At 64.3% G+C, this 23,210-nt stretch carries 23 protein-coding genes; 9 read left to right on the top strand and 14 right to left on the bottom strand.

Annotation, left to right across the window (positions count from 1 at the left end):
• Nucleotides 1–31: 31 nt before the first annotated feature.
• Nucleotides 32–1,294, bottom strand: coding sequence for an NAD(P)/FAD-dependent oxidoreductase (locus tag IVB13_RS23710; RefSeq protein ID WP_018456025.1), 1,263 nt, complete (start codon nt 1,292–1,294; stop codon nt 32–34).
• Nucleotides 1,295–1,590: 296 nt separating this feature from the next.
• On the opposite strand from IVB13_RS23710, the gene IVB13_RS23705 reads away from it, so the two are divergent.
• Nucleotides 1,591–2,763 (top strand): ABC transporter substrate-binding protein, encoded by a 1,173-nt coding sequence (locus IVB13_RS23705; protein WP_018456026.1) that lies wholly within the window; start codon nt 1,591–1,593, stop codon nt 2,761–2,763.
• Between the two features lie 169 nt (nt 2,764–2,932).
• On the opposite strand, the gene IVB13_RS23700 is transcribed toward IVB13_RS23705, so the two are convergent.
• The 10 genes from IVB13_RS23700 to IVB13_RS23655 all read right to left on the bottom strand — a co-directional run bounded on the left by IVB13_RS23700 (nt 2,933) and on the right by IVB13_RS23655 (nt 12,967).
• Nucleotides 2,933–4,804 (bottom strand): sugar phosphate isomerase/epimerase and 4-hydroxyphenylpyruvate domain-containing protein, encoded by a 1,872-nt coding sequence (locus tag IVB13_RS23700; protein ID WP_018456027.1) that lies wholly within the window; start codon nt 4,802–4,804, stop codon nt 2,933–2,935.
• On the bottom strand, nt 4,801–5,859 hold the full coding sequence (locus IVB13_RS23695) for a Gfo/Idh/MocA family oxidoreductase (RefSeq protein WP_247490732.1): 1,059 nt from the start codon (nt 5,857–5,859) through the stop codon (nt 4,801–4,803). The genes IVB13_RS23700 and IVB13_RS23695 overlap by 4 nt, the downstream gene beginning before the upstream one ends.
• Nucleotides 5,856–6,593, bottom strand: coding sequence for an ABC transporter ATP-binding protein (locus tag IVB13_RS23690; RefSeq protein WP_018456029.1), 738 nt, complete (start codon nt 6,591–6,593; stop codon nt 5,856–5,858). The genes IVB13_RS23695 and IVB13_RS23690 overlap by 4 nt, the downstream gene beginning before the upstream one ends.
• Nucleotides 6,594–6,603: 10 nt before the next feature.
• On the bottom strand, nt 6,604–7,347 hold the full coding sequence (locus IVB13_RS23685) for an ABC transporter ATP-binding protein (protein WP_018456030.1): 744 nt from the start codon (nt 7,345–7,347) through the stop codon (nt 6,604–6,606).
• Nucleotides 7,344–8,342: a branched-chain amino acid ABC transporter permease gene (locus IVB13_RS23680; protein WP_018456031.1), complete on the bottom strand. Its 999-nt coding sequence runs from the start codon at nt 8,340–8,342 to the stop codon at nt 7,344–7,346. Before IVB13_RS23680 ends, IVB13_RS23685 begins: the two co-directional genes overlap by 4 nt.
• A complete protein-coding gene (locus IVB13_RS23675) occupies nt 8,339–9,214 on the bottom strand; it encodes a branched-chain amino acid ABC transporter permease (protein WP_018456032.1) in 876 nt (291 codons plus the stop codon). The genes IVB13_RS23680 and IVB13_RS23675 overlap by 4 nt, the downstream gene beginning before the upstream one ends.
• A gap of 97 nt (nt 9,215–9,311) precedes the next feature.
• Nucleotides 9,312–10,442: an ABC transporter substrate-binding protein gene (locus IVB13_RS23670; RefSeq protein ID WP_018456033.1), complete on the bottom strand. Its 1,131-nt coding sequence runs from the start codon at nt 10,440–10,442 to the stop codon at nt 9,312–9,314.
• Between the two features lie 55 nt (nt 10,443–10,497).
• Complete coding sequence (locus IVB13_RS23665; protein ID WP_018456034.1) at nt 10,498–11,376, bottom strand: shikimate dehydrogenase; 879 nt, start codon at nt 11,374–11,376, stop codon at nt 10,498–10,500.
• 143 nt (nt 11,377–11,519) lie between these two features.
• Nucleotides 11,520–12,458, bottom strand: coding sequence for a LysR family transcriptional regulator (locus IVB13_RS23660; RefSeq protein ID WP_018456035.1), 939 nt, complete (start codon nt 12,456–12,458; stop codon nt 11,520–11,522).
• Nucleotides 12,459–12,790: 332 nt separating this feature from the next.
• A complete protein-coding gene (locus tag IVB13_RS23655) occupies nt 12,791–12,967 on the bottom strand; it encodes a hypothetical protein (RefSeq protein WP_018456036.1) in 177 nt (58 codons plus the stop codon).
• 167 nt (nt 12,968–13,134) lie between these two features.
• On the opposite strand from IVB13_RS23655, the gene IVB13_RS23650 reads away from it, so the two are divergent.
• From IVB13_RS23650 to IVB13_RS23620, 7 genes are all read left to right on the top strand, one after another.
• On the top strand, nt 13,135–13,863 hold the full coding sequence (locus tag IVB13_RS23650; protein WP_018456037.1) for a LuxR family transcriptional regulator: 729 nt from the start codon (nt 13,135–13,137) through the stop codon (nt 13,861–13,863).
• 83 nt (nt 13,864–13,946) lie between these two features.
• Nucleotides 13,947–14,606 (top strand): acyl-homoserine-lactone synthase, encoded by a 660-nt coding sequence (locus tag IVB13_RS23645; protein WP_018456038.1) that lies wholly within the window; start codon nt 13,947–13,949, stop codon nt 14,604–14,606.
• Between the two features lies 1 nt (nt 14,607).
• Complete coding sequence (locus tag IVB13_RS23640; protein ID WP_026233073.1) at nt 14,608–14,826, top strand: hypothetical protein; 219 nt, start codon at nt 14,608–14,610, stop codon at nt 14,824–14,826.
• 309 nt (nt 14,827–15,135) lie between these two features.
• Nucleotides 15,136–16,053, top strand: coding sequence for a branched-chain amino acid ABC transporter permease (locus IVB13_RS23635; protein WP_007615745.1), 918 nt, complete (start codon nt 15,136–15,138; stop codon nt 16,051–16,053).
• A complete protein-coding gene (locus tag IVB13_RS23630; RefSeq protein ID WP_018456041.1) occupies nt 16,050–16,994 on the top strand; it encodes a branched-chain amino acid ABC transporter permease in 945 nt (314 codons plus the stop codon). Before IVB13_RS23635 ends, IVB13_RS23630 begins: the two co-directional genes overlap by 4 nt.
• Nucleotides 16,987–17,754: an ABC transporter ATP-binding protein gene (locus tag IVB13_RS23625; protein WP_018456042.1), complete on the top strand. Its 768-nt coding sequence runs from the start codon at nt 16,987–16,989 to the stop codon at nt 17,752–17,754. The genes IVB13_RS23630 and IVB13_RS23625 overlap by 8 nt, the downstream gene beginning before the upstream one ends.
• The gene (locus IVB13_RS23620; RefSeq protein WP_018456043.1) at nt 17,747–18,460 is read left to right on the top strand and encodes an ABC transporter ATP-binding protein; all 714 of its coding nucleotides are present in this window, start codon (nt 17,747–17,749) and stop codon (nt 18,458–18,460) included. Before IVB13_RS23625 ends, IVB13_RS23620 begins: the two co-directional genes overlap by 8 nt.
• 166 nt (nt 18,461–18,626) lie before the next feature.
• Here the strand turns inward: IVB13_RS23620 and IVB13_RS23615 are convergent, their stop codons facing one another.
• The 3 genes from IVB13_RS23615 to IVB13_RS23605 form a co-directional block, all read right to left on the bottom strand.
• The gene (locus IVB13_RS23615; RefSeq protein ID WP_039799580.1) at nt 18,627–18,992 is read right to left on the bottom strand and encodes a hypothetical protein; all 366 of its coding nucleotides are present in this window, start codon (nt 18,990–18,992) and stop codon (nt 18,627–18,629) included.
• A 293-nt stretch (nt 18,993–19,285) separates the two neighbouring features.
• Nucleotides 19,286–20,722 carry a glutamine synthetase family protein gene (locus IVB13_RS23610; protein WP_026233074.1) on the bottom strand — a complete coding sequence of 479 codons (1,437 nt, stop codon included), beginning with the start codon at nt 20,720–20,722 and terminating at the stop codon, nt 19,286–19,288.
• Between the two features lie 193 nt (nt 20,723–20,915).
• Nucleotides 20,916–22,274, bottom strand: coding sequence for an aromatic ring-hydroxylating dioxygenase subunit alpha (locus IVB13_RS23605; protein WP_204513152.1), 1,359 nt, complete (start codon nt 22,272–22,274; stop codon nt 20,916–20,918).
• Between the two features lie 112 nt (nt 22,275–22,386).
• Between IVB13_RS23605 and IVB13_RS23600 the strand changes: the two genes are divergently transcribed.
• The gene (locus IVB13_RS23600) at nt 22,387–23,172 is read left to right on the top strand and encodes an IclR family transcriptional regulator C-terminal domain-containing protein (protein WP_018456046.1); all 786 of its coding nucleotides are present in this window, start codon (nt 22,387–22,389) and stop codon (nt 23,170–23,172) included.
• Nucleotides 23,173–23,210 lie beyond the last annotated feature (38 nt).

The raw sequence follows: 23,210 nt of genomic DNA, 5'->3' as shown, positions 1-23,210 counted from the left end.
GCCGTAAGAACGAGGAGAGGAAGAAGAAGCCCTACACCACCTTGCTCGATCCCTGCGTGATCAGCCGCGCAGCGCGCTGGTCGCGGGCGTAGATCCAGAGCCAGCTCAGGGCGACGCTGAGGCGATGGCGCAAGCCGATCAGGAAGTAGATATGGGCGATGCCCCAGATCCACCACGCGATGGTGCCGCGCAGCTTGATGCGGCCGAAGTCGATCACCGCGAGCCGCTTGCCGATCTGCGCGAGGCTGCCGGAGTGCTTGTAGCGGAACGGGCCTGTCGGCTCCTGGCGCAGCCGGGCCTTGATGGTCTCGGCCACGTGACGGCCCTGCTGCTTGGCGGCCGGCGCGATGCCGGGCACAGGCTTGCCGTCCCAGGCGTTGATCAAAACGGTGTCGCCAATTGCAAAGATCTCGGGATGACCGGGGATCGTAAGATCGGCCTCCACTTGGACGCGCCCGGCGCGATCGGCCGGTGCGCCCAGCCATTCCGCCGCGGGCGAGGCGCGCACGCCGGCGGCCCAGATTCGTGTCTTGGCTTCGAGCAGCTTGCCGCCGAACACCACGCCCTCGCGGTTGATCTCAGTGACGGCTTGGCCGAGCACGACCTCGACGCCGATCTTCTCCAGCGAGGCCTGGGCATAGGCCGAGAGATCATCTGGAAAGCCTGCCAGCACCCGCGGACCCGCCTCGATCAGCACCACGCGCGCCTTGTTGGTGTCGATGTTGCGGAAGTCGGCTGGCAAGGTGTGGTGCGCCATCTCGGCGATGGTGCCGGCGAGTTCGACGCCGGTGGGGCCGGCGCCGACGATGACGAAAGTCAATCGTGCCGCGCGTTTGGCCGGATCGGTCTCACGCTCGGCGCGCTCGAACGCCACCAGGATATGACGGCGCAGCGTGGTCGCGTCCTCCAGTGTTTTAAGACCCGGCGCCCATTGCTCCCATTCGTCGTGGCCGAAATAGGCGTGACGCGCGCCGGTGGCGAGCACCAGCGTGTCGTAAGGCACCTCGCTGCCGTCGTCGATCAGCACGCAGCGCCTGTCGGCATCGACGCCGCTGACCGTCGCAAACAGCGTCGTCACATCGCGCCGGTCGCGCATCAGGTGCCGGACCGGCCAGGCGATCTCGCTGGTGGCGAGCGAGGCGGTGGCGACCTGATAGAGCAGCGGCTGGAACAAATGATGGTTGCGGCGGTCGATCAGCGTGATCTCGACCGGGCTGCCGGCGAGCCGGTGGGTCGCCTCCAGCCCGCCGAAACCGGCTCCGACGATGACGACGCGGTGCGGTGTCGTGGTCATGATGCGCCCCTCCGAATCTCGCGGCTCTATCCTCATCTAAACGCTGATCAGGCGCCGCGGTCCAATAGCCGTCGTCAATCGAGGCATAGGCCGGATGTATCGCGCCCGCGAGAAAGCGCCGCAGCCTTAGCCGAAGTAAGTAGAATTATATTTCTTGCTATCGCCGTTCGGGGCGAAATATGGTGCAGGGCGGGCGCTGAACCATTGGCGGCGCGACAGATTTTGCGTTCAATAGAGATGACCCCGGGGCGGCAATCACCCTGCTTCCGGGCATAATAATATGGAGGGGAGTGGTTATGAGGACGGCATTCTGGCTGGCGGGCGCAGCGGCGCTGGTGCTGGCAGGCCCGGCATCCGCCGGCGACACCATCAAGATCGGCTTCGTTTCGACCTTCAGCGGCCCGACCGCCGTGATCGGCAACGACATGCGCAATTCGTTCGAGCTCGCGCTGGATCACATCGGCCGCAAGATGGACGGCAAGCCGGTCGAGGTGATTTACGAGGACGACGGGCAGAAGCCCGACGTCGGCAAGCAGAAGACCGAGAAGCTGGTGCAGTCCGACAAGGTCGACTTCATCGTCGGCTACATCTGGTCGAACGTGCTGCTGGCCTCGCTCAAGACCGCCGTGGACTCGCAGACCTTCCTGATCTCGGCCAATGCCGGTCCGTCGCAGCTCGCGGGCGAGCTCTGCTCGCCTTACGTGTTCTCGACCTCCTGGCAGAACGACCAGACGCCGGCCGCCATGGGCCTCTACATGAACCAGAAGGGCGTCAAGAGCGTGTTCCTGATCGGCCCGAACTACGCCGCCGGCAAGGACATGCTGGCGGGCGTGAAGAGCACGTTCAAGGGCGAGGTCAAGGGCGAGGAATACACGGTCTGGCCGAGCCAGCTCGACTTCTCCGCCGAGCTCTCCAAGGCGCGGGCCTCGGGTGCCGAGTCGATCTTCGTGTTCTATCCCGGTGCAGCCGGCGTGCAGTTCCTCAACCAATATGCGCAGGCCGGGCTGAAGAGCACGATGCCGCTCTACACGGCTTTCACCGTCGACGAGCTGTCGCTGCCGCTGCAAAAGGAGAACGCGCTCGGGGTGCCCGGTGCGCAGGAATGGGTGAATGATCTGCCCAACGAGCAGAACAAGCGCTTCGTCGCCGACTATCGCAAGAAGTACCCCGGGCTGCGTCCGACCTATTACGGCGCGCAAGCCTACGACGCGGCCCAGCTCATCAACAGCGCCGTGGTCGCGGTGAAGGGCGACACCAGCAAGAAGGACGCGATGAAGGCCGAGATGGAGAAGGCCAACTTCAAGTCGCTGCGCGGCCCGTTCAAGTACGGCAAGAACCACATCCCGGTGCAGAACTTCTACCTCCAGGACGTGGTCAAGGACGGCGAAGGCCAGCTCTCGCTGAAGACGGTCGCGACCATCGTCGAGAACGACCAGGATCGCTTCCACGACAAATGCGCGATGAAGTAGCCACAAGCACGATACCCCTTCTCCCCTTGTGGGAGAAGGTGGCGCGAAGCGCCGGATGAGGGGTTTGTTTCCGCGTATTCAAAAGTAAGGTCTCGCGGAGAGAACCCCTCACCCGTCTCGCCGCTTTGCGGCAAGCCACCCTCTCCCACAAGGAGAGAGGGAAAGTAAGCTACACGCGCGGCATGCTCGCGGGCCGCACCTCGCGCGCTTGCGCGGCAAGCCTGATCCCGGCATTGGCCGCGCCGAAGCCCTGATAATCCCGCCGCTCCACGATCTCGAAGAAAAACCGCTCGTCGAAGATGTGGGTGTAGACCTGGAAAAACTCTCCGTCGCCCTCGCGGTCGTAGAGAATGTGGTTGGCGCGCAGCTGCCTCATCAGCTCGGGTGCGAGGTCGTATTTGGCTTCGACGTCGTCGTAGTAATTATCCGGGATATCCAGGAAATCCGCGCCGCGCTTGCGCATCTCCGCGACTGCCGCAAAGATATCCCGGCACGTAAATGCGACGTGCTGCACGCCCGAGCCGAAAAACTCCGAGATGAAGCGGGCCGGCAGCGTGCGGTTGGCGGATGAGCCGTTGAGCACGAAGCGCAGGCTCTGGTCGCCGTTGATGACGGCCTGGCTTTGCACGAGGCCCCTGGGATCGGCGATCTCCATCTGCGGCAGCCGCTTGAGGTCGAGGATGCCGGTGTAGAACAGCAGCCACGACAGCATCTCGTCATAGGGCATCGACTGCGCGATGTGATCGACGGCCAGCAGGGCGTCCGCGCGAGCGTCGCTCGGTACCTGTTCGAAATCCGTGTCCCAGTTCTTGCCGGCCTGGTCCAGGAAGTAAAGCAGGCTGCCGCCGACGCCGTGGATCGCGGGAATCTCGAGCTCGCCCGGCCCGACCGGCTGATAGAAGGTGCGCGCTTTCAGTGTTTCGGCGCGCTGCATAACGAGGCCGGCATTGTCGATATCGAGCGCGATGGCGCAGACGCCGGGGCCATGCGTCACGTAGTGCGAATGCGCAAAGCCGTCGGTCTCGGAGTTGACGACGAGCTCGACCTTGCCTTGCGACCAGCGCTCCACCGCCTTGCTGCGATGCTTGCCGGTCTTGCGGAAACCGAGCTGCGCGAGCAGGCGGGCGAGTTCGCCGGCCTTGGTCTCGTTGACGGCAAACTCGATGAATCCCGTGCCGCGACTTTTGGGCTTGGGCGCCAAGGGTTCGCCGATGAGCTTTGGCCAATCCGGTGCAAGCTGGTCCTCCAGCAGGATCAGCGAACGCAGGCCGTCGACCGCGGTCTGCACGGCCGAGCCGGCACGGAATTGGTCGTTGAAGATCTCCAGCGACAGCGGCCCGGCATAGCCGGTCGCCGCGATCGCCGCCATGAACTCGCCGACCGGCAGGTCGCCCTGGCCGGGGAAGGAGCGGAAGTGCCGGCTCCACGACAAGATGTCGAGCTCGAGCTTCGGCGCATCTGCAAGCTGGACCAGGAAGATCTTGTCGCCGGGGATCGAGGGCATCGCGCGGACCGGAAAGCCGGGGGCCAGTGCGTGAAAGCTGTCGAGGATGACACCGATCGCGGGGTGATCGGCGCGCCGCACGATCTCCCAGGCATCGCGGTAATCGTTGACGTGGCGTCCCCAGGCCAATGCCTCGTAGCCGACGCGCAAAGACCGTTTGGCCGCGCGCTCGCCAAGCTCGCGAAAATCATCCGCGGCGCGGTCGATGCCGCCGAGCGCGGCCGGCGACACGTTGGAGCAGATCAGCAGCAGATCGGTGCCGAGCTCCTGCATCAGGTCGAACTTGCGTTCGGCGCGGGCAAAGTTTCGCGAACGCTGCGGCTCCGGCATGCCTTCGAAATCGCGGAACGGCTGAAACGCACAGATCTCGAGATTGAGGTCCCCGCAGAGCTTTGCGATGTCGCGCGGACCTGCGCCGAACGACAGCAGATCGTTCTCGAAAATCTCGACCGCGTCGAATCCGGCGGATGCGATGGCGCGGAGCTTTTCGTCGAGAGCGCCGGAGAGTGAGACCGTTGCGATCGAGCGTTTGGTCATGCTGCCTGCTCCATGATTTGGCCCGGCGATATCTTCTGGCCCGTGCGTGCCGCTTCGCTGACGGCTTCGACGACCGCAAGTGTGCCCATTGCGTCTTCGACCGCGATCAGTGGTTGTTCATGGCCCGCGATCACGGCGAGGAAATGCCGGAGCTGCTCGGCCAATGGAGCGAATGCCGGCGGCGTGATGGTCTCGCGCGACAGCGGCGCGTGCCAGCCGGGCTCTCGCGCGTAGGACCAAAGCTCCATATTCGGCACGGACAGCGAGCCCGCGGTGCCGGAGAGGATGTAACAGGGCTGATCCCGCTTCGGGTACGCAGTGTTCTCGCCCGAGGTCAGCTCCCAGCTCCATGGCGCCGGCGTTGCGTCCGACACGGTCGCCGTTCCCAGTGCGCCGTTGGCGAAGCGCAGCAGCAACGCGGCGGTGTCCTCGACGGCGAAACCGCGAACCTTGTTCGACGTCAACGCCTGCACCTCGGTGATCTCGCCGCAGATGAATCGGAGATTGTCGATGTCGTGGATCAGGTTGATGAGCAGCGGGCCGCCCCCATGCTCGCGCCGCCACGCCACATCAAAGTAATCGTCGGGCTTCTTCAGGAGCCACAGTCCGACCACAGCCGTGAGTTGGCCGAGTTTGCCGGTCGCCACCGTCTCGCGTGCGGCCTTGATGATCGGATTGTGCCGGCGGTGATGGCCGACTAGCATCGGCACGCCGGTCCGCCTGATCGCCGCGCACAGGCGCTGCGCGGCCGCGACCGTATCGGTCACCGGCTTCTCGATCAGCGCGGGCACGCCGGCTTGGGCACAGTCGAGCACCATCTGGAAGTGCAGCGCGTTCGGTGAGGCGATGATCAGGCCATCAGGCTTTTCCTGCGCCAGCAACGTGCGGTGATCCGAATGCCAGGGTGTGGTGCGCGTCTGCGCGAACTCTTTTGCGGCAGGCGAAGGGTCGGCGATGCCCGCCAGCACGCAGTCTGGTGAAGCGTTGATCAATTCGATATGGCGGCGGCCGATCAGGCCGGCGCCGGCAACGGCGATGCGCCTTGGCGCGCTCATGCTGCGCTCTCCTCCATGGCGCCGCCGAGGAAGAGCTGGCCGATCCGCGGGTCGTTCAAGATGCGCTCCGCCTTGTCGACCATGCGGGTCTGGCCGAGCTCGAGCACGATCCCGATGTCGGAAATCTCCAGCGCCGAGCGGGCGTTCTGCTCGATCATCAGAATGGTGACACCGCGGTCGCGCAAGCTCTTCAGGATGTCGAAAGTCTGCTGCACCATCAGTGGCGACAGGCCGATTGAGGGCTCGTCGATCAGAACGAGCTTCGGTTCGAGCAGCAGCGAGCGGGCGATTTCGAGCTGTTTCTGCTCGCCGCCGGATAGCGTGGAGGCCTGCTGCGTCGATTTCCGCCGCAGCGCCGGGAACAGGTCGAGCGCGGCCTCGATCCGGCTCTGCAGGTCGATGCCCTTGCCCGCCGAAACGCCTCCGAGCTCGATATTGTGGCGCACCGACAGCTCGGGAAAGATGTTGCGGCCCTGCGGCACGTAGCAGATGCCGGCATTGAGCAGCGCGCGCTGGCTCAAATGGGTGACGTCGCGGCCGGCGAAGTTGATCTTGCCCTCACGCAGCTTGAGCAGGCCGAAGATCGCCTTGAACACGGTGGACTTGCCGGCGCCGTTCGGGCCGATGATGGTGGTGATGGTGGCCTGCGGCACGGCGAAAGTGGTGCCGTTCAGGATCGTCATCTTGCCGTAGCCGCCGACGAGATTGTGAACCGAGAGGATCGGATCGCTCATGGCTGGTTCCTCAATGTCCGAGATAGGCTTCGATCACGGCGGGGTTCTTTCGCACCTCGTCCGGTCGTCCCATCGCCAGCACCTTGCCCTCCGCCATCACCATCACGCGGGAACACAGCGACATCACGAATTCCATGTTGTGCTCGATCACGACGAAGGTGGCGTTCTTCTCGCGGTTGATCGCCACCAGCCGCTCCTTCAGATCCGTCAACATCGACGGGTTGACGCCGCCGGCTGGCTCGTCGAGCAGCACCAGGCGCGGTCCGCCCATGAAGGCCATGGCGGCGTCGAGCAGTTTTTGCTGGCCGTAGGAGAGCCCGCCGGCCGGCTCGTCGGCGAGATGATCGAGCTTGAAAAAGCCGATCATCTGGTTGGCGGCCTCCGTCAGTCCGGCATCGGAGCGGCCGACCAGGCGCGAGGCCATGCTGCCTTGGTGCTCCTGGCCTGCGAGGATCAGGTTCTCGCGCACCGAGAGTTTGGGGAACACCTGCAGGAGCTGGAAGGTGCGGCTGACCCCGAGCTTGTTGAGCTCGGCGGGTCGCAAGCCCGTGACGACCTTGCCGTCGAGCTTGACCTCGCCGCCGCTCGGCGTGAGCTGGCCGAGAATGCAGTTGAACAGGGTCGACTTGCCGCAGCCGTTCGGGCCGATCAGGCCGAGGATCTCGCCCTCGCGGACGTCGAAAGAGACGCCGCCGACGGCGCTGATGCCGCCAAAATTCTTCTTGATGTCGGTGACTTCGAGGACCGCGCTCATTGCACTGTCTCCAGCCGGGACTTTGCGACGGCGCGCTGGGCGGAGGCCGCCTTGGTGCGGCGTTCGGCGAGATAGCGGTCGAGGATTCCCAAAATGCCGGTCGGCGACCAGATCAGCAGCCCCATCACCGCGATCGCGTAGAGCATCAGATAATAGCCCTCGGTGAAGCGCAGCCACTCCGGCAACAGCACCGCGATCATCGCGCCGAGGAACGGACCCAGGAAGAATCCGGCGCCGCCGACGATCACCATCATCAGGAGGTCGAGCGAGAGCGACAGGTTGAACGGCACGGGATCGATATATTGCGTCAGCGGCGCATAGAGCGCCCCCGCGACGCCGCCGAGCGCCGAGCCGATCGCGAACGCCATCAGCGTATAGCGCCGCGTGTCGACGCCCAGCGACTGCGCCCGCAGCGGGTTTTCGCGCAGCGCCATGAAGGCGCGGCCCCACGGCGAGCGGATCAGCCACCACACCGCGAGCGACACGATAGCGAGCGAGCCGAGACAGACATAGTAGAACGGCAGCGGCTTGTTGGTCGCGATGCCGAAAATGTGCGGACGCGGAATATTGGAGATGCCGTAGATGCCGCCGGTGAGCCAGCTCTCGTTGCGAAATACCAGGAAGGCCAGCGTGGAGAAGGCGAGCGTGACGAAGGCGAGGTAGTGATGCTGCACCCGCAGCGCGGGATAGCCGAGCACCCAGCCGACCGCGAAGCTCAAGCCGATCGCGACGACGATCGCCGCCGGCAGCGGCCAGCCATGCGTGGTCATGATCGCCGCGGCGTAAGCGCCGATGCCGACGAAGGCGCCCTGCGCCAGCGAGACCTGGCCGGCATAACCGAGTGTGAGGTTGAGGCCCATTGCGGCGATGGCCATCACCGCCCACTGGCTCAGGATGAACAGGCCATAGCGGTTGAAGTTCATGGGGACAACGATCAGCGCAGCGACCACGATGAGGCCGAACGCGATCTTGAGAGGTTTGGCGAAGCCGCTCATACGGTGCGCTCCTCGGCACGGCCGAGCAAGCCCTGCGGTCGGAACAGGATGACGGCGATCAGGAAGATCATAGGCACGGCGGCGCGGTACTGCGTTGAAACATAGGCGGCCGCGAGATTGTCGAGCACGCCGATCAGGAGGCCGCCTGCGATCGCGCCGCGCACCTGGTTGAACCCGCCGACGATCGCGGCGATGAAGGCGGCCTGGCCCAGTACCTCGCCCGACGTGAATTTCGCGAGGTAGATCGGCGTGATCAACAGCGAGGCGAGAGCGACCAGGAACGCGTTGATCAGGAAAGTCAGGAGAATCATGCGCTCGACCGGGACGCCGATGATGCGCGCCACCGTCGGGTTCTGCGCCGCCGCCTGCATCTGGTGGCCGAGCGAGGTGCGGTTGAGAAGCGCAGTCAAGCCGAAGACGGCAAGGATGGCGAGGACGAGGACGCCGATGCTTTGCAGCGAGACGGCATGGCCAAGGATGGAGACGTCGCCGGTCGGCACGATCGAGGGGAAGGGTGAGGCTTCGGCGCTGAAGAACTGCTTTACGGCCTCCTTGAGACCGATCGCGAGCGCCATGGTCGCGATCGCGAGCGGCAGCACGCCATGGCGCAACATCGGATCCACCAGCAGCATCTTGAAGGCGAGGCCGAGCAGGAGCATCGAAAGCAGGATGCCGAGGATGATCGCGAGCCAGAACGGCGCGCCGGCATGCATCGCCGCCAGCATCAGGAACGCCGGCAGCATCACGAACTCGCCTTGTGCGAAATTGATGGTCTGCGAGGTCTGCCACAGCAGCGTGAAGCCGACCGCGACCAGCGCATAGATCGCGCCGGTGGCAAGTCCAGCGACCAGAAGATCGAACAGATTGGACATTTTCCCCTCTCGGCGCTCGCGCTCTGTCTCCCCGCTCTCCTCGCTCGTCCTTCTCCCTCTCCCCGCGAAGGGCGGGGCGAGGCAGAAGGGCAAGACCTCACTTCACCTTCGGCAGCACCTGCTTCACGACTTGCTTGCCTTCGACCACCTCGACCAGAAAGCTCTGGCGGTCGATGTCGCCGGTCTCGCTGAAGGTGACGTCCATCAAGATGCCCGGCTCGTCGGCGGCCTTGATGGTCAGGCCATGCAGGGTGTCGGCGAACGCCTTGGAATCGACCTTGCCCATCTTGTCGGTGGTGGCCTTCACCATGTAGACCGCGAGATAGCCTTTCAGCCCGTTATGGTCGGGCACGTAATTGTACTTCTTCGCGAACTTGTCGCGAAACGCCTTGATCAGGTCGACCGGCGCGTCGGTGGTGAGACCGACATGGCCGCGCGCGCCGTTGGCGGCATCGCCCGCAAGCTCGATCACCTTCTGGCCGATCAGCGTGGTCTCGCCCATCAGCGGTGCGGTGACGCCCTGGCGCTTCAGCTCCTTGAGGATGCGTGCGCTCTCTTCCTCGTTCAAATAGACGAATACGGCGTCGGGATTGGCGGCCTTGATCTTGCCGACGTCGGCGGCGAAATCGGCCTGGCCCGCCTCGGTGGAGAGATCGGCGACGACCTTGGAGCCGAGACGGTCGAGCTCCTTGACGACGACATCGCGGCCGCCGCGGCCAAAGTCATTGTTGACCCAGACCACGGCGACCGACTTCGCCTTCATGTCGTCGTGAATGTATTTGGCGACCTTCGGCATCGAGGATTGCTGGCCGAACGAGGTGCGGAACAGGAATTTGTTTCCGCCTTGCGTCAGCTCGGCGGCTTCGCCACCCATGATCTGCGCGATGCCGGCTTCGGCCGCCAGCGGCGCGGTCACCTTCACCGAGCCGGAATAGCCGGGTCCGAGCAGCACATAGGGCTCGGCGTCGAGCGCCTTCTGCACCTGCGCGCGCGCGACGCCCGGGTTGGATTGCGAATCCGCATGAGTGACTTCGAGCTTGCGGCCGAGCACGCCGCCCTTGGCGTTGATCTCCTCGATCGCGAGGTCGATGCCGTTCTTCCAGTTGGTGCCGACGGTGGCGCCGCCCCCGGAAAGCTCGGCGACGTCGGCGAGCTTGATCGCCTGGGCGTGCACGCTGGTTGCAGTCGCGAAGGCAAGCAGGGCGCCCGCCAGCAAAGTCGATTTCATGGTTTCTCCTCCTGTTTCGTGATGGTGTCCGCGGCCTTGTGTCCGGCCGTTTCGGTTACGCTGCGTGATAGGCCGAGCTTCGTGCCGCCATCACCTCGTCGAATGCCTCTCCCATGATCTCGGTGGATGGGGCAAGGCCAGTGAACAGTTCGAAAGCGTCGGCGGCCTGGTAGATCGCAAGCTCCCGTCCGGTCATGATCCGCGCGCCCTTGGCTTGGGCAGCCGCCAGCAGCGGCGTGATCAGCGGCGAATAGACGGCGTCGGCGACCCACAGGTTTTGACGTAGCAGCGTCGGCGCGACCGGCGTTTCCCGGTTCGGCAGCATGCCGACCGGCGTGCCGTTGACGAGGCCCGTTGCGCCGTCGAGCGCGGCCTCGACGCTTGCGGCGACCCTGGCGCCACCCTGTTTGTCGAGCAGCGCGGCGAGTTTTTCGGCGCGTGCCGGCTCGCTGTCGAAGATACGGATGTCGGTCACGTCAAGGCTCGCCAGGGCAAACGCGATCGCCTTGCCGACGCCGCCGGTGCCGATCACGGCGACTGCGTTTCCAGAGGCCGCCAGCAGCGGCGCGACGGCGCGCGCAAAGCCCGTCGTGTCGGTGTTGTGGCCGATCAGCCGGCCGTTCCTGACGACGACGGTGTTGACCGCCCCCATGGCGGCGGCACCCGGTGCCAGTTCATCGAGCAGCGGGACCACCGCCTCCTTGTAGGGAAAAGTGACGTTGACGCCGGCAAAGCCGAGCCGCCGCACGCCCTCGAGCATCATGCGGAGCCCGCCCGCGTCGGCGCCGGCGACCTCGATGAGCTGGTAATGGCCGCGCAGCCCAAGCCCCTCCGCGGCGCGCTCATGCATGGCAGGGGAGGCAGAATGCGCGATGGGTGCGCCGATCAGGCCGGTCAGGAGCTTTTTGGGTGCGGCGGGTCCGCGCTTTGACATGGTTCGCTATCGTCTCGTTGGGAGCGTTTGATCCCGGCCTTTAGCGGGGAGATCCGCCCAATTCCAAGGGGCTTCCCCCAGGAACGATAGCCTTTCCTCGGCCTAACACAATTACCCTTTTGTGCTGCAAACCTAACATAATGTTATCTCTTCCGCGCCCGTGGCGGCGCGGCCCTGCCTTTGCCCCGCGACGGCTCGACCGCGCGCATCTCCGCGCGCAGGGACTCGATGAAATACTCGACATGAAGCGACAGCGGCGCGCCGCGCTTCACCGCGATATAGGTGTCGAATCGCGTCGGCTCGGTGATCTTGATCAGCTCGATGCCGGGATAGCCCCCATGGGCCACCGTGAACTGGTCGATGATGGCGATGCCGAGCCCCGCCTTCACCAGCGCGCAGACCGTGGTGCCGAAGCGGGCGCGGATGGTGATGTTGTACTCGAGGCGGTGGCGCGCGAAGATCTCGGCCATGATCCGCCCGTAGGGATCATTGGGATCGATGCCGATCAGCGGATAGCGCGTGATCTCGGCGGCGGAGACCTGCTTGCGGCCGGCGAGCTCGTGGCCCGGCGGCACGATGCAATAGAGCTCGCCCGAGGCGAGCGGCATGAAGTCGAGCCCGGAATGCTCCAGGCGATAGCTCATCGCCACGCACTCGCCGCGGCCGAGCATGAGATAGTCGATGGCTTCCTCGAGCTTGAGGATGTTGATGTCGATGCCCAAATCCGGATAGCGCCGCCGGACCCGCTCGATCGCGCGCGGCACCATGACTTGCGAAATGCTCGGCACCGAGCCGATGCGCAATTCCGACAATCCGCCGCGCCCGATCTTGGAGATGATCTCGGAGAGGTCGTCGACCTTCTTGTAGACGCCGTTGATCTGCTCGAAGATGTTCTCGGCTTCCGGCGTCGGGAAATAGCGGCCGTTCTGGCGCTGGAAGAAGCGGATGCCGAGCGAGCGCTCGGTATATTTCACCAGGCGGCTGATGCCCGGCGCCGAAACGTTCAGCAGCTTCGCCGCGCCGCCGATCGTGCCCGTCACCATCACGGCACGGATCACTTCAACCTGGCGCAGCGTCATCATGTCCTGGGCATCCGAAGGTAATCGTGGTCGGCGCTGCCTTTCCCTCTTCCCTTGTGGGAGAGGGCGGATCGCCGCGATAGCGCGAGGCGGGTGAGGGGTTCTCTCCCCGCACGAGCCTCGCGCATTTGAACGCGTGGAAACAACCCCTCATCCGGCGCCATAGCCGATGCGAAGCGTCGGCGTTTTGTTTTAAGAACGGCGGCCGAAGGCCGCCTATGCCACTTCTCCCACAAGGGGAGAAGGAAGGAAACATTCGCGTTCGGTTGTTCGGTTCAGATCAGAGGAAGGCATGGCGCCGAACGGACCGTTCGTGCGCTCACAGCAATTGCGTGCTAGCTCGCCGGTCCGTCCGGCGTGGCGCTCTCTGCCGGCTTGCTGCGCTCGCTTTGCAGCACCCCGCGTGCGAACTCGATGATCTTCTGCTTGTTTGCCGTTTCGCGGACGGCGAAAAATACGCGGTTGAGTTCCAGGCCGAGCACGCTGTTGAGGGCGATGTCCTCGTCTTCCATCGTGGTTTCCCCGCTTCAGACATTGTAGGTGTATCTTGACGTCCCTTCTTCCACAAGTAGATTAAGCCTTCGGGGTCAATGGGATACCGGGAAACTACGGAATCCGTGAATTGAGGCAGTGCCCCAAGACGTGCTATATCGCACAGCGAGGGTCAGGAAACGCACCGATGTCCGCCGTGGATTATGGCCGGGAAGCGCTCGACTTCATCGAGGGGCTTGGGGCCTATCGCAAGGTGCCCGACGCCATGAATGCGCTCGAATCGGCCTTTGGTCGCTTCGGTTTTGAAACTATCATCGTGACGGGGTTGCCCAATCCCGACCAACAGTTTGCACAGATGGTGCTCGCCAAGCGCTGGCCCGCGGGCTGGTTTGGTCTCTACACCGAAAATAACTACGACCGTTTCGACCCGGTGGTGCGGTTGTGCCGCCAGTCAGTCAACCCGTTCGAATGGTCGGAAGCACCCTATGATGCGGAGCTCGAGCCGAACGCGGCCGAGGTGATGAACCGCGCCACCGATTTTCGCATGACGCGCGGCTTCATTGTGCCGATCCACGGACTCACCGGCTACGAGGCCGCGGTGTCGCTCGGGGGCGTCCATCTCGACCTCAATCCCCGCAGCAAGCCGGCACTGCACCTGATGGCGATGTATGGCTTCGACCACATTCGCCGTCTGCTCGATCCAGCGCCGTATCCCTCGGCACGCCTCACCCCGCGCGAGCGCGAGGTGATCGCCTGGGCCTCGCAGGGCAAATCGGCCTGGGAAATCGGCGAGATCCTGCACATCACGCAGCGCACCGCCGAAGAGCATCTTGCAACCGCCGGGCGCAAGCTCGGAGCCGTCAACCGTACGCATGCGGTAGCACTGGCGATTCGCAACAAGATCATCAATCCCTAAGCGACGTACTGGGAAATTTCCCAATACCGAACCATCCTCTTTTCGCAGAGGGTGCCCTCCATTGAGGATGAATGGGGGTTTTCATGATTCACGCCATTTCTGCAGTAAATCGCCACCTTTACGAAGATGTACTCGATCAGCATTTTCGGCTGCGGCACGACATCTTCGTCGAAGAGCGGCGCTGGGAGACGCTGCGCAGGCCGGATTGCCGCGAAATCGATTCCTATGACGACGAGGACACCGTTTATCTGCTTGCGCTGGAGGGACGCCGCGTCATCGGCGGTCACCGGCTCTACCCGACCACCAAGCCTTCGATGATGAGCGAGGTCTTTCCCCATCTGGCAGCGGTGCGCGGCTACCCGGTGGATCCTCTGGTCTGGGAATGGTCGCGCTACTTCGTCGTGCGCGATCGCCGCGACGGCGCGCTCAACCTGCAACTGATGGCGGCCGTGCAGGAGTTCTGCCTCGGTCAGGGGATCGCGCAGGTCAGCGCGATCATGGAAACCTGGTGGTTGCCGCGCTTTCATGAGGCCGGCTTCGTCGTGACCCCGCTCGGTCTGCCGGCACTGGTGGAGAACGCATGGACCATGGCGGCGACGATCGACATTCTCCGCGAGACGCTCGATGCCCTGCATGATCGCATCGGCGTGCCTTCCATCGTCCAACAGGACGGTCCGCGTATCAATTGCATCGCCCTTGCCAACCTCTGCGGCCTCGCTGCCGCGCAACGAAAGAGCGCCTGAGATGTCGAACATGATGCGGGACAGCCAGATCATGGCGCAGATCAAGGACGAAAATCTGGGCTACATGTCCGACATGGCGCTCGAACTCGCGCAGATGGCGGAAGACACCGGATTGGCGACGCTCGCCTATCTGTTCCGGATGGCGGCGCTGGAGGCCTCGACGGCCAACAGCGTGCTTGCCGAGCCGGATGACCTTCGCCGGCAGATGACGTCGCACTAGGCGTCTCCATCCACACGTTGCGACGAATTCACACCCTCTCTCCCGCAACGGAGGGAGGGTGATCCGTTTGGGTGCGGCAGGTTGACCCATCCTGCGCGGCAGTCTTCTTGCAAGACCGATTGCAGGGCCAGGACCGATCGGATGCATCGGCATGCAACAAAGTGCATGTTGGGTGTCGAATCGCTCTTGCCTCGGAACGATACTGCCATTACCCATTTTTCCGCCTTGTCCAGGCAGGGGGAGCTCTTTCACTGATGGCGACCGTGTTCGAACATCGGCGCGAACCTGCGTGCGCCTGAAAGAGTTTTGATGCTGCTCGTCGTCGAACAGTTCTTGAACGGATTGCAGTTTGGCCTGCTGCTGTTCCTGCTCGCCGCCGGCCTGACGCTGGTGTTCGGGATCATGGATCTCGTCAACCTCGCGCACGGCTCGCTGTACATGATGGGCGCCTATTTCGCCGCGACCTTCGCAGCCTGGACCGGCAGCTTCCTGCTCGGTGCGCTATTGGCGCTCGGCGCGACGCTCGTGCTCGGCATCGTGCTCGAGATGACCGCGCTGCGGCATCTCTACGGACGAGACCATCTTGACCACGTGCTCGCGACCTTCGGCCTGATCCTGTTCTTCAACGAGGCCGTGCGGCTGATCTGGGGGCCGGCCGGCCTTGCGCTGCCGCTGCCGGCCTGGCTCACCGTGCCGGTGCCGATCCTGCCGGGCATTCACTATCCCGCTTATCGCCTCGCCATCATCGTCGTGGCGCTGCTGGTTGCGCTGCTGCTCTATCTCGGCGTGATGCGCACCCGCATCGGCATGCTGATCCGGGCCGGCGCCTCCAATCGCGAGATGATCGGTGCGCTCGGCATCAACATCAAGCTGCTCTACACCCTGGTGTTCGGTCTCGGTGCCGCGCTCGCGGGCCTTGCCGGCTTGATGCAGGCGCCGATCCTCACCGTGCAGATCGGCATGGGCGAGAACATTCTGATCCTCGCCTTCGTCATCATCGTGATCGGCGGTATCGGTTCGATCCGCGGCGCGTTCCTGGCCGCGATCTTCGTCGGCATGATCGACACCCTCGGCCGCGCCTTCCTGCCCAATCTGCTGCGGCAGGTGCTGAGCGGCGCCGCGGCCTCCACCGCCGCGCCCGCGCTGTCCTCCATGCTGATCTATCTGCTGATGGCTATCGTGCTGGTGGTGCGTCCGGAGGGGCTGTTTCCGGCCAACCGCCGATGAAGGCTTTCACTGTGAGCAAGGTCGTCACGGTCCTGCTGCTGACGGGTCTCGTGCTGCTGCCGCTCTATTCGCAAGCATCCGGCAACATCTTCATCCTGACGCTGCTCACCCGCATCGTCATCCTGGCCCTGGCGGCCGCGAGCCTCAACCTCATCATGGGTTTTGGCGGCATGATGAGTTTTGGCCACGCCGCCTATCTCGGCATCGGCGGCTATGCGGTCGGCATGCTGGCGCAGGAAGGCGTGGGCTCGGGCTTCATCCAGTTTCCGGTCGCGCTTGCGGCCTCCGCGCTTTATGCGTTGGTGATCGGCGCGCTGTCTTTGCGCACCCGCGGCGTCTATTTCATCATGATCACGCTGGCGTTCGCGCAGATGGCCTATTACGTCGCCTCGGGGCTGGCGCGTTATGGCGGCGATGACGGCCTCACCGTCTACAAGCGCAGCGACTTCTCCGGGCTGATTAATCTGTCGAACCGCACGCAATTCTATTATCTCTGCCTCGCCTGCCTGTTCGGCGTGGTCTTCCTGATCTGGCGCATCGTCAATTCGCGCTTTGGCCTCGTCCTGCAGGGCCTGCGCTCCAACGAGCAGCGCATGCAGGCGATCGGCTTTCCCTCGAAACGCTACCAGCTGGTCTGCTTCGTCATCTCGGGCATGATGTGCGGCCTCGCCGGCGCGCTGCTCGCCAACAACACCGATTTCGTCAGCCCGGCCGCGATGTACTGGACCCGTTCCGGCGACCTCATGGTGATGGTGATCCTCGGGGGCATGGGCACGCTGTTCGGTCCGGTCATCGGCGCGGTGGTGTATTTGTTGCTGGAAGAGTTCTTGTCGCAGCTCACCGAATACTGGGCGCTGATCATGGGTCCGCTGCTGCTGCTGATCGTGCTGTTCGGCCGCGGCGGCATCATGGGCCTGCTCGGGAGGCTCAATCGTGGCTGAGCCGCTGCTCCGCGTCGACAGGCTGGTGCGCCGCTTCGGCGGCATCATTGCGACGGACAACGTCTCGCTCGACGTTGCGGCAGGCGAGCTGCACGCCATCATCGGCCCGAACGGCGCCGGCAAGACCACGCTGATCAGCCAGCTCACAGGGCATCTGGAGCCGCATTCCGGCAGCGTCTCGCTGGCGGGGCGCGACATCACCTATCTGCCGGCCTATCGCCGCTGCGCGCTGGGCCTGGCACGTTCTTTCCAGATCACCTCGCTGCTGCTCGATTTCACCGCCGCCGACAATGTCGCGCTCGCGGCGCAAGCGCATGCCGGCACCTCGTTCCGCTTCTTCGCCGATGCACGCAAGGAGAAGGGCCTGCGCGATGCCGCACATGCCGCGCTCGATCGCGTCGGTCTCGTCCATCGTGCCGATGTCCTGGTGTCCAGGCTCAGCCATGGCGAGCGTCGCCAGATCGAGCTGGCGGTTGCGCTGGCAAGCAAGCCGAAACTTTTGCTGCTCGACGAGCCGATGGCGGGACTCGGCGTCACCGAATCCCAGCGCATGGTGCAGCTGCTCCAGGAGCTGCGCAAGGAGGTCTCGATCGTCCTGGTCGAACACGACATGCCGGCGGTGTTTGCGCTCGCCGACCGCATCTCCGTGCTGGTCTATGGCCGCGTCATCGCCTCCGGCGATCCGGCCGCGATTCGGGCGAACGAGGACGTCAAGCGCGCCTATCTCGGCGAGGCCCATGTGGTGACGCACCATGGATGACACGCTGCTCGAGGTCGACGGCATCGAGACCTGCTACGGCCTGTCCCAGGTGCTGTTCGGCTTGTCCCTGTCGGTCAAATCAGGCGAGATGGTCTCGCTGATGGGTCGCAACGGCATGGGCAAAACCACGACCATCCGATCCATCATGGGCCTGACGCCGGCGCGCGCCGGCAGCATCCGCTTTGCGGGCTCGGAAGTGCGGACGCAGCCGTCCTACAGGATCGCGCAACTCGGTGTCGGCCTCGTCCCCGAGGGGCGGCAGATCTTCCCGAACCTCACCGTGCGCGAAAACCTTGTCGCGGCAGCGGCCGATCGTTTCGGCAGCAGCAATCCCTGGACGCTGGCGGCGATCTACGTGATGTTTCCTCGCCTGGCCGAGCGCGCTTCCAATATGGGCAACCAGCTCTCCGGCGGCGAGCAGCAGATGCTCGCCATCGGCCGCGCGCTGATGACCAACCCGAAGCTGCTCATCCTGGATGAAGCGACCGAAGGCCTGGCGCCTCTGATCCGCGAAGAGATCTGGAGCTGCCTGTCGCTGCTCAAGAGCCGGGGACAGTCGATCCTGGTCGTCGACAAGAACGTCGACCACCTCGCCCGCATCTGCGACCGCCACACCATCATCGAGCGCGGCAAGACGGTATGGAGCGGCACCTCGGACGAGCTGTTGGCTGAGCCGGATCTGCAGCACAAATATCTAGGGATTTGAGGGTGAGGGCGCGATGCTGGGCGCCGCTCATACGTTATCGTCCTGGCGAAAGCCAGGACCCATAGCCACCGAATTCAGTTTGGCGAAGATTGGCGGTTAGCAGCCGCGTGCGACAACTTTTCCCTGGGGTAATGGGTCCTGGCTTTCGCCAGGACGACATTGGCAATCACCAGTAAATCCCGTGCCGATGCAGTTCGCGAATCACGCGGGCCTCGGTGGATGGCTGGCGACGTTTCGGCTTGGTCATTTCTCTTGTGCTGGCAATCGGCGCGGCACTGGACTGAGTTGCGGCCGGAGCGATCGCGGTTGTCGTCGCAGTCGCTGCCGGAGACGTTGAAGCTGCGGCCGTGGTCGCCGTCTGGACATTCGTGGGTGCTGCCGCCGGAGCTTGTGGCGGCGTGGCTGCTGTCGTTCCCGGCTCGGCGGTCTGCTGGCTCGCATTTGTCGCCGCAAGGCTAAGGCTCCGTGGTCCGCCGGCATAGGCCTGGCTTGCCAGCAGCGACATTGCCGCGATCAGGATCAGCTTTCGCATGACACCCTCCGTTCGCTAGTCAATCGCTCTTACCTAAATCCGCTGGGCCTCTATCGCGACGAGCGACCCGCCCCGATCTCAATCAGAGTGGCGCGGCAGGACAGGCGATAGATCAAACTGAACAGATGACCCCACATGACCGAACTCCTTTGTTGATCACGGAGCAAATCTACATCGCCCGTCTTTCCGGCGGTTTTCGTGGGCCTTGGAAAATGGCTTCGTCGGGAGCGGTGAAATGTCGTCGGAACTGAGCGGACGAAGTCGCCTCACGGGGAGGTGAGGGCGTGTCTGGCTCAAAACACCTCGAAATATTCGCGGTGCTCCCAGTCGGTCACCTCGGACAGGAAGCGGTCGATCTCGGCATTCTTGATGTGGGTGTAATAATCGACGAACTCAGGCCCGAGCTTTTCGCGGAAGAACGGATCGTCCTTCAGCGCGCTGACCGCGTCGCGCAGCGATTTCGGCAACAGCGGCGCCTTGGTTTCGTAAGGCGTGTCGGCCGACGGGCCGGGATCGAGCTTGCGGTCGACCCCGTCGAGGCCGGAGAGGATCTGCGAGGCCATGTAGAGATAGGGATTGGCGGCGGGCTCGCCGATGCGGTTTTCCAGGCGCGTGGCGGCGTCGCCGGCGTCGCCGAGCACGCGGATCATCACGCCGCGATTGTCGCGGCCCCAGATCGCGCGGTCCGGCGCCAGCGAATAGGAGCGGTAGCGCTTGTAGCCATTGATGGTCGGGGTGGTGAACACGGTCGACGCGCGGGCGTGGTCGAGCAGGCCCGCAAGCCAGGCGCGGGCGAACGCGCTGAGCGGCTCGCCGCCGTCTTTGGCCATGAACTGGTTCTCGCCGCTCGCGCGCGAGACCACCGATTGGTGCAGATGCCAGCCGCTCGCGAACAGGTTCGGCAGCTTCGGCCGGCACATGAACGTGGCGTGATAGCCGTGGCGGTGCGCGATCTGCTTCACGGCAGAGCGAAACAGCACCATGTTGTCCGCGGGCTCAATGCCTTTCTTCGGGGCGAAGGTGAATTCGCACTGGCTCGGCCCGAACTCCACCTCGACCGAGCGCAAGGGCAGACCGAGCGCGACGATGTCACGCCGCAAGATCTCCAGCACCGGCTCCATCTGGTCGAAGCGCTGCTCGGTGAGGTATTGATAGCCGTGGCTGAGCAGGCTCACCGAAGGCGGTGTGCCGGGCTGGCCGGCATCCTCCGGGCGCATATGCGGATCGTCGAGCTTGAAGATGTGGAATTCGACCTCGAGGCCTGCCACGAAATCATGGCCGCGACTTGCGAGCTCGTCGAGCACCTTGCGATAGAGCCCGCGCGTCGCGAACGGCACGGGACGGCCGTCGTTGAAATAGAGGTCGCAGAGAACCCAGCCCGTGGTTGGCGCCCATGGCAAAACGCGAAACGTCGTGGGATCGGCGACCATCAGCACGTCGGCCGCGCCCTCCATCTCCTTCATGCCGAAGCCGCCGCCTGACGTGAACACCGGAAACACCGTGCGGTGCGAGGTGTCCTTGGCGAGCATGGTGGTGGTGATGGAGCAGCCGCTCTCCAGCGAGGCGATCGCCTCGGAGGCGACGATGGTCTTGCCGCGCAAAATGCCGTGCTGGTCCGGGAAGGCGAGGCGGATGACCTCGAGATTCTTCTCGTCGACGATGCGCCGCACGCGCAATGCGGCGTCCTTCTGCTCATCCGACCACAGCGCATGACGCGCGACGAAAGTCACTTTGGCAGTTCCTTCTTGCTCGGCGAGAGTATAGCGCACACTGTCATCGTCCGCGAAGGCGGACGATCCAGTATTCCAGAGACGTCCGTGTGTTCACGAGAGGCCGCGACGTACTGGATGCCCCGCTTTCGCGGAGCATGACAGCGGAGAATGTGGAGCCGCCGTCTCGCCTCGCTAGCGGCGAACTGCATTATCACTCCGCCGCCGTCAGGCGATGCACGTTGTCCGCGATCTCCTTCGGCACCGGCGCCGTCCACGGCGCGCTGCGGCGGCGCTTGACGTCGACTTCCATCCAGTAGATCTCCCAGCCTCGGGTCGGCCCGATGCCGTCCATGGTCGCCGGACCCTGGATCGAACGTGCGGTGGCCTCGTCGAGATGCAGCATCGGCTTCTCGCCGCCTGCGACCTTCTCGATCTCCTGCCGCAGCAGGCGCCGGTACTGCACGATCGCCTTGTCGCTCGTGCCGAGGTGCTCCCGGGTGCGGTCCTGGATCGCGCCCATCGATTCCACCGCCCACTGGTCGTGGACGTTGATGTCGGTGCCCATGCCGGTATAGGTCGCCGTCTGCTGCTCGTGCGGATCGAAGCCGTAATCGTTCGTCCCGTTCTTGCGCGATTTGTAATCCGGCAGCTCATAGAGCTCGAGCCGCTGGTCGCGCATCTTCTGCTTGTCCACGGGGTTCGAATAACTGGTGAAGATCGCGTACCAGTAGCAGTTCTCGTCGTCGACCGGCACGTGCCACTGTGTGATCGTCATCTCCGTGCTCATGGGGATGACGAAGCCGTGCGGAAAGAGCTGGTTGGTGACGCGCACATGGGTGCGCTCCTCGTCGATCTCGCGCAGCGCGATCAGCCGCAGGCCGTATTCGGTGTGCTCGACATTGATGATCGGGCGGTCGTATTCGCGCAAAATCTTCGTCATCGGCAAGTCGCTGCCTGCCGATGTGCCGCGGAACTGCTTGCCGTAGGCCGTCGAGGTGTCCTCGTCCTCGAAAAAGCGATGCAGATAGGAGGCGTGCGCGGGGTCGATGCCGACTTCGAGCGCCTGGAGCCAGTTGCAGGCCATGTGGCCTTTGAACGCGAAGGTGTGCGTGCCGGGCGCGACGAAGCAGTCGAGCTCGGGAAATGCCGGCGGCTCGCCCTCGCCGAGATAAGCCCAGAGGATGCCGCTCTTCTCCACCACAGGGTAAGAGCGCTGACGGATGTTCTGGCAGAGCTTTGAGTCCTTCGGCTCCGCCGGCGTCTCGATGCATTGCCCGGTGGCGTCGAACAGCCAGCCATGGAAGGCGCAACGCAGGCCGCCATGCTCGAGCCGTCCGAAGGCGAGATCGGCGCCGCGATGCGCACAGTGGCGATCGATCAGGCCGTAACGCCCCGTCTCGTCGCGGAACAGCACCAGGCTTTCGCCGAGCAATCTGACGGGACGGATCGGTCGATCGCCGTCGAGCTCGTCCACCAGCGCCGCCGGCTGCCAGTAGCTTCGCATCAGCTTCCCGCAGGGGTCCTTCGCACCGGTGCGGGTGATCAGGTCGTTCTGCTCCTGGCTCATCATGGCGAGTGCATCCTTTATGGAATGGCGTTTGTTCGCCTATTGAACTAATGGGCGAATTATGGCATGCCTTGACGCGGCAGCAAGCACTATTTTGCACGAATGACCCGACACCATGCCCAAGCTGAAGCGAAGCGAGAGCGACGAACGCGCGACGGATTTCGTCGAGAGCCTCGATCGCGGGCTGCGCCTGCTGCAATGCTTCGGCATCACGGCCGGCCCGATGACGCTGAGCGATCTCGCCCGTGCCGCTGAGCTTCCCCGCGCCACCGCGCGGCGCATGCTGTTCACGCTCCAGCGCGGCGGCTTCGTCAGTGGCGACGGGAAGCTGTTCTCGCTGACGCCACATGTGCTGACACTCGCCGCGTCGTATCTGCGGTCGAGCCAACTCGTCACGGTCCTGCAACCGGTGCTCGACCGCGTCGCGACAGCGGCCAACGAAATCTCCTCGCTCGCGGTGCTCGACGGCGATGAGGTCGTGTTCATCGCGCGCAGCAGTCCGGCGCGGATGTTCTCGGGCGGATTGGAAATCGGCTACCGGCTTCCGGCCTTCTGCACTTCGGTCGGCCGCGCCATGCTCGGTCAACTCGACGATGCCGAGCTTGCTGCGCGCCTGACGGCGACGAAGCGCGAAGCGCTGACGCCGCAGACGGTAACCGATCCCAAGGTGCTGCTCGCGCGCACCGTCGCCGATCGCGCGCAGGGCTATTCGCTGGTGGACCGCGAGGCCGAGCCGCATTTCCGCTCGATCTCGGTCCCCGTCCGCCGCTACGACGGCGTGATCGTCGCCGCCATTAACATGGGCGCGCACGTCGATCGCGTGCCGGCGCAGGAATTGATCGAGCGATTTTTGCCGCTGTTGCGTGAGGGCGCGGAGGCGTTGCGGTCGCAACTCTTGTAGCCCGGGTGAGCGAAGCGATACCCGGGAAAGTCATCGTG

The sequence above is a fragment of the Bradyrhizobium sp. 17 genome (genome assembly GCF_023073515.1).
Lineage (GTDB): Bacteria > Pseudomonadota > Alphaproteobacteria > Rhizobiales > Xanthobacteraceae > Bradyrhizobium > Bradyrhizobium canariense_D.
The sequence above is the reverse complement of the archived record's forward strand: the minus strand, read 5'-3'. Positions and strand labels throughout refer to the sequence as shown.

Bases quoted from the DNA above. Each gene is read 5' to 3' on its own strand.
- IVB13_RS23615 (WP_039799580.1), bottom strand. From the start codon at position 18,992: ATGCGAAAGCTGATCCTGATCGCGGCAATGTCGCTGCTGGCAAGCCAG.
- IVB13_RS23690 (WP_018456029.1), bottom strand. From the start codon at position 6,593: ATGAGCGATCCGATCCTCTCGGTTCACAATCTCGTCGGCGGCTACGGC.
- IVB13_RS23705 (WP_018456026.1), top strand. From the start codon at position 1,591: ATGAGGACGGCATTCTGGCTGGCGGGCGCAGCGGCGCTGGTGCTGGCA.
- IVB13_RS23645 (WP_018456038.1), top strand. From the start codon at position 13,947: ATGATTCACGCCATTTCTGCAGTAAATCGCCACCTTTACGAAGATGTA.
- IVB13_RS23635 (WP_007615745.1), top strand. From the start codon at position 15,136: ATGCTGCTCGTCGTCGAACAGTTCTTGAACGGATTGCAGTTTGGCCTG.
- IVB13_RS23685 (WP_018456030.1), bottom strand. From the start codon at position 7,347: ATGAGCGCGGTCCTCGAAGTCACCGACATCAAGAAGAATTTTGGCGGC.
- IVB13_RS23605 (WP_204513152.1), bottom strand. From the start codon at position 22,274: ATGATGAGCCAGGAGCAGAACGACCTGATCACCCGCACCGGTGCGAAG.
- IVB13_RS23680 (WP_018456031.1), bottom strand. From the start codon at position 8,342: ATGAGCGGCTTCGCCAAACCTCTCAAGATCGCGTTCGGCCTCATCGTG.
- IVB13_RS23670 (WP_018456033.1), bottom strand. From the start codon at position 10,442: ATGAAATCGACTTTGCTGGCGGGCGCCCTGCTTGCCTTCGCGACTGCA.
- IVB13_RS23660 (WP_018456035.1), bottom strand. From the start codon at position 12,458: ATGATGACGCTGCGCCAGGTTGAAGTGATCCGTGCCGTGATGGTGACG.
- IVB13_RS23655 (WP_018456036.1), bottom strand. From the start codon at position 12,967: ATGGAAGACGAGGACATCGCCCTCAACAGCGTGCTCGGCCTGGAACTC.
- IVB13_RS23665 (WP_018456034.1), bottom strand. From the start codon at position 11,376: ATGTCAAAGCGCGGACCCGCCGCACCCAAAAAGCTCCTGACCGGCCTG.
- IVB13_RS23695 (WP_247490732.1), bottom strand. From the start codon at position 5,859: ATGAGCGCGCCAAGGCGCATCGCCGTTGCCGGCGCCGGCCTGATCGGC.
- IVB13_RS23650 (WP_018456037.1), top strand. From the start codon at position 13,135: ATGTCCGCCGTGGATTATGGCCGGGAAGCGCTCGACTTCATCGAGGGG.
- IVB13_RS23630 (WP_018456041.1), top strand. From the start codon at position 16,050: ATGAAGGCTTTCACTGTGAGCAAGGTCGTCACGGTCCTGCTGCTGACG.
- IVB13_RS23700 (WP_018456027.1), bottom strand. From the start codon at position 4,804: ATGACCAAACGCTCGATCGCAACGGTCTCACTCTCCGGCGCTCTCGAC.
- IVB13_RS23600 (WP_018456046.1), top strand. From the start codon at position 22,387: ATGCCCAAGCTGAAGCGAAGCGAGAGCGACGAACGCGCGACGGATTTC.
- IVB13_RS23675 (WP_018456032.1), bottom strand. From the start codon at position 9,214: ATGTCCAATCTGTTCGATCTTCTGGTCGCTGGACTTGCCACCGGCGCG.
- IVB13_RS23710 (WP_018456025.1), bottom strand. From the start codon at position 1,294: ATGACCACGACACCGCACCGCGTCGTCATCGTCGGAGCCGGTTTCGGC.
- IVB13_RS23640 (WP_026233073.1), top strand. From the start codon at position 14,608: ATGTCGAACATGATGCGGGACAGCCAGATCATGGCGCAGATCAAGGAC.
- IVB13_RS23620 (WP_018456043.1), top strand. From the start codon at position 17,747: ATGGATGACACGCTGCTCGAGGTCGACGGCATCGAGACCTGCTACGGC.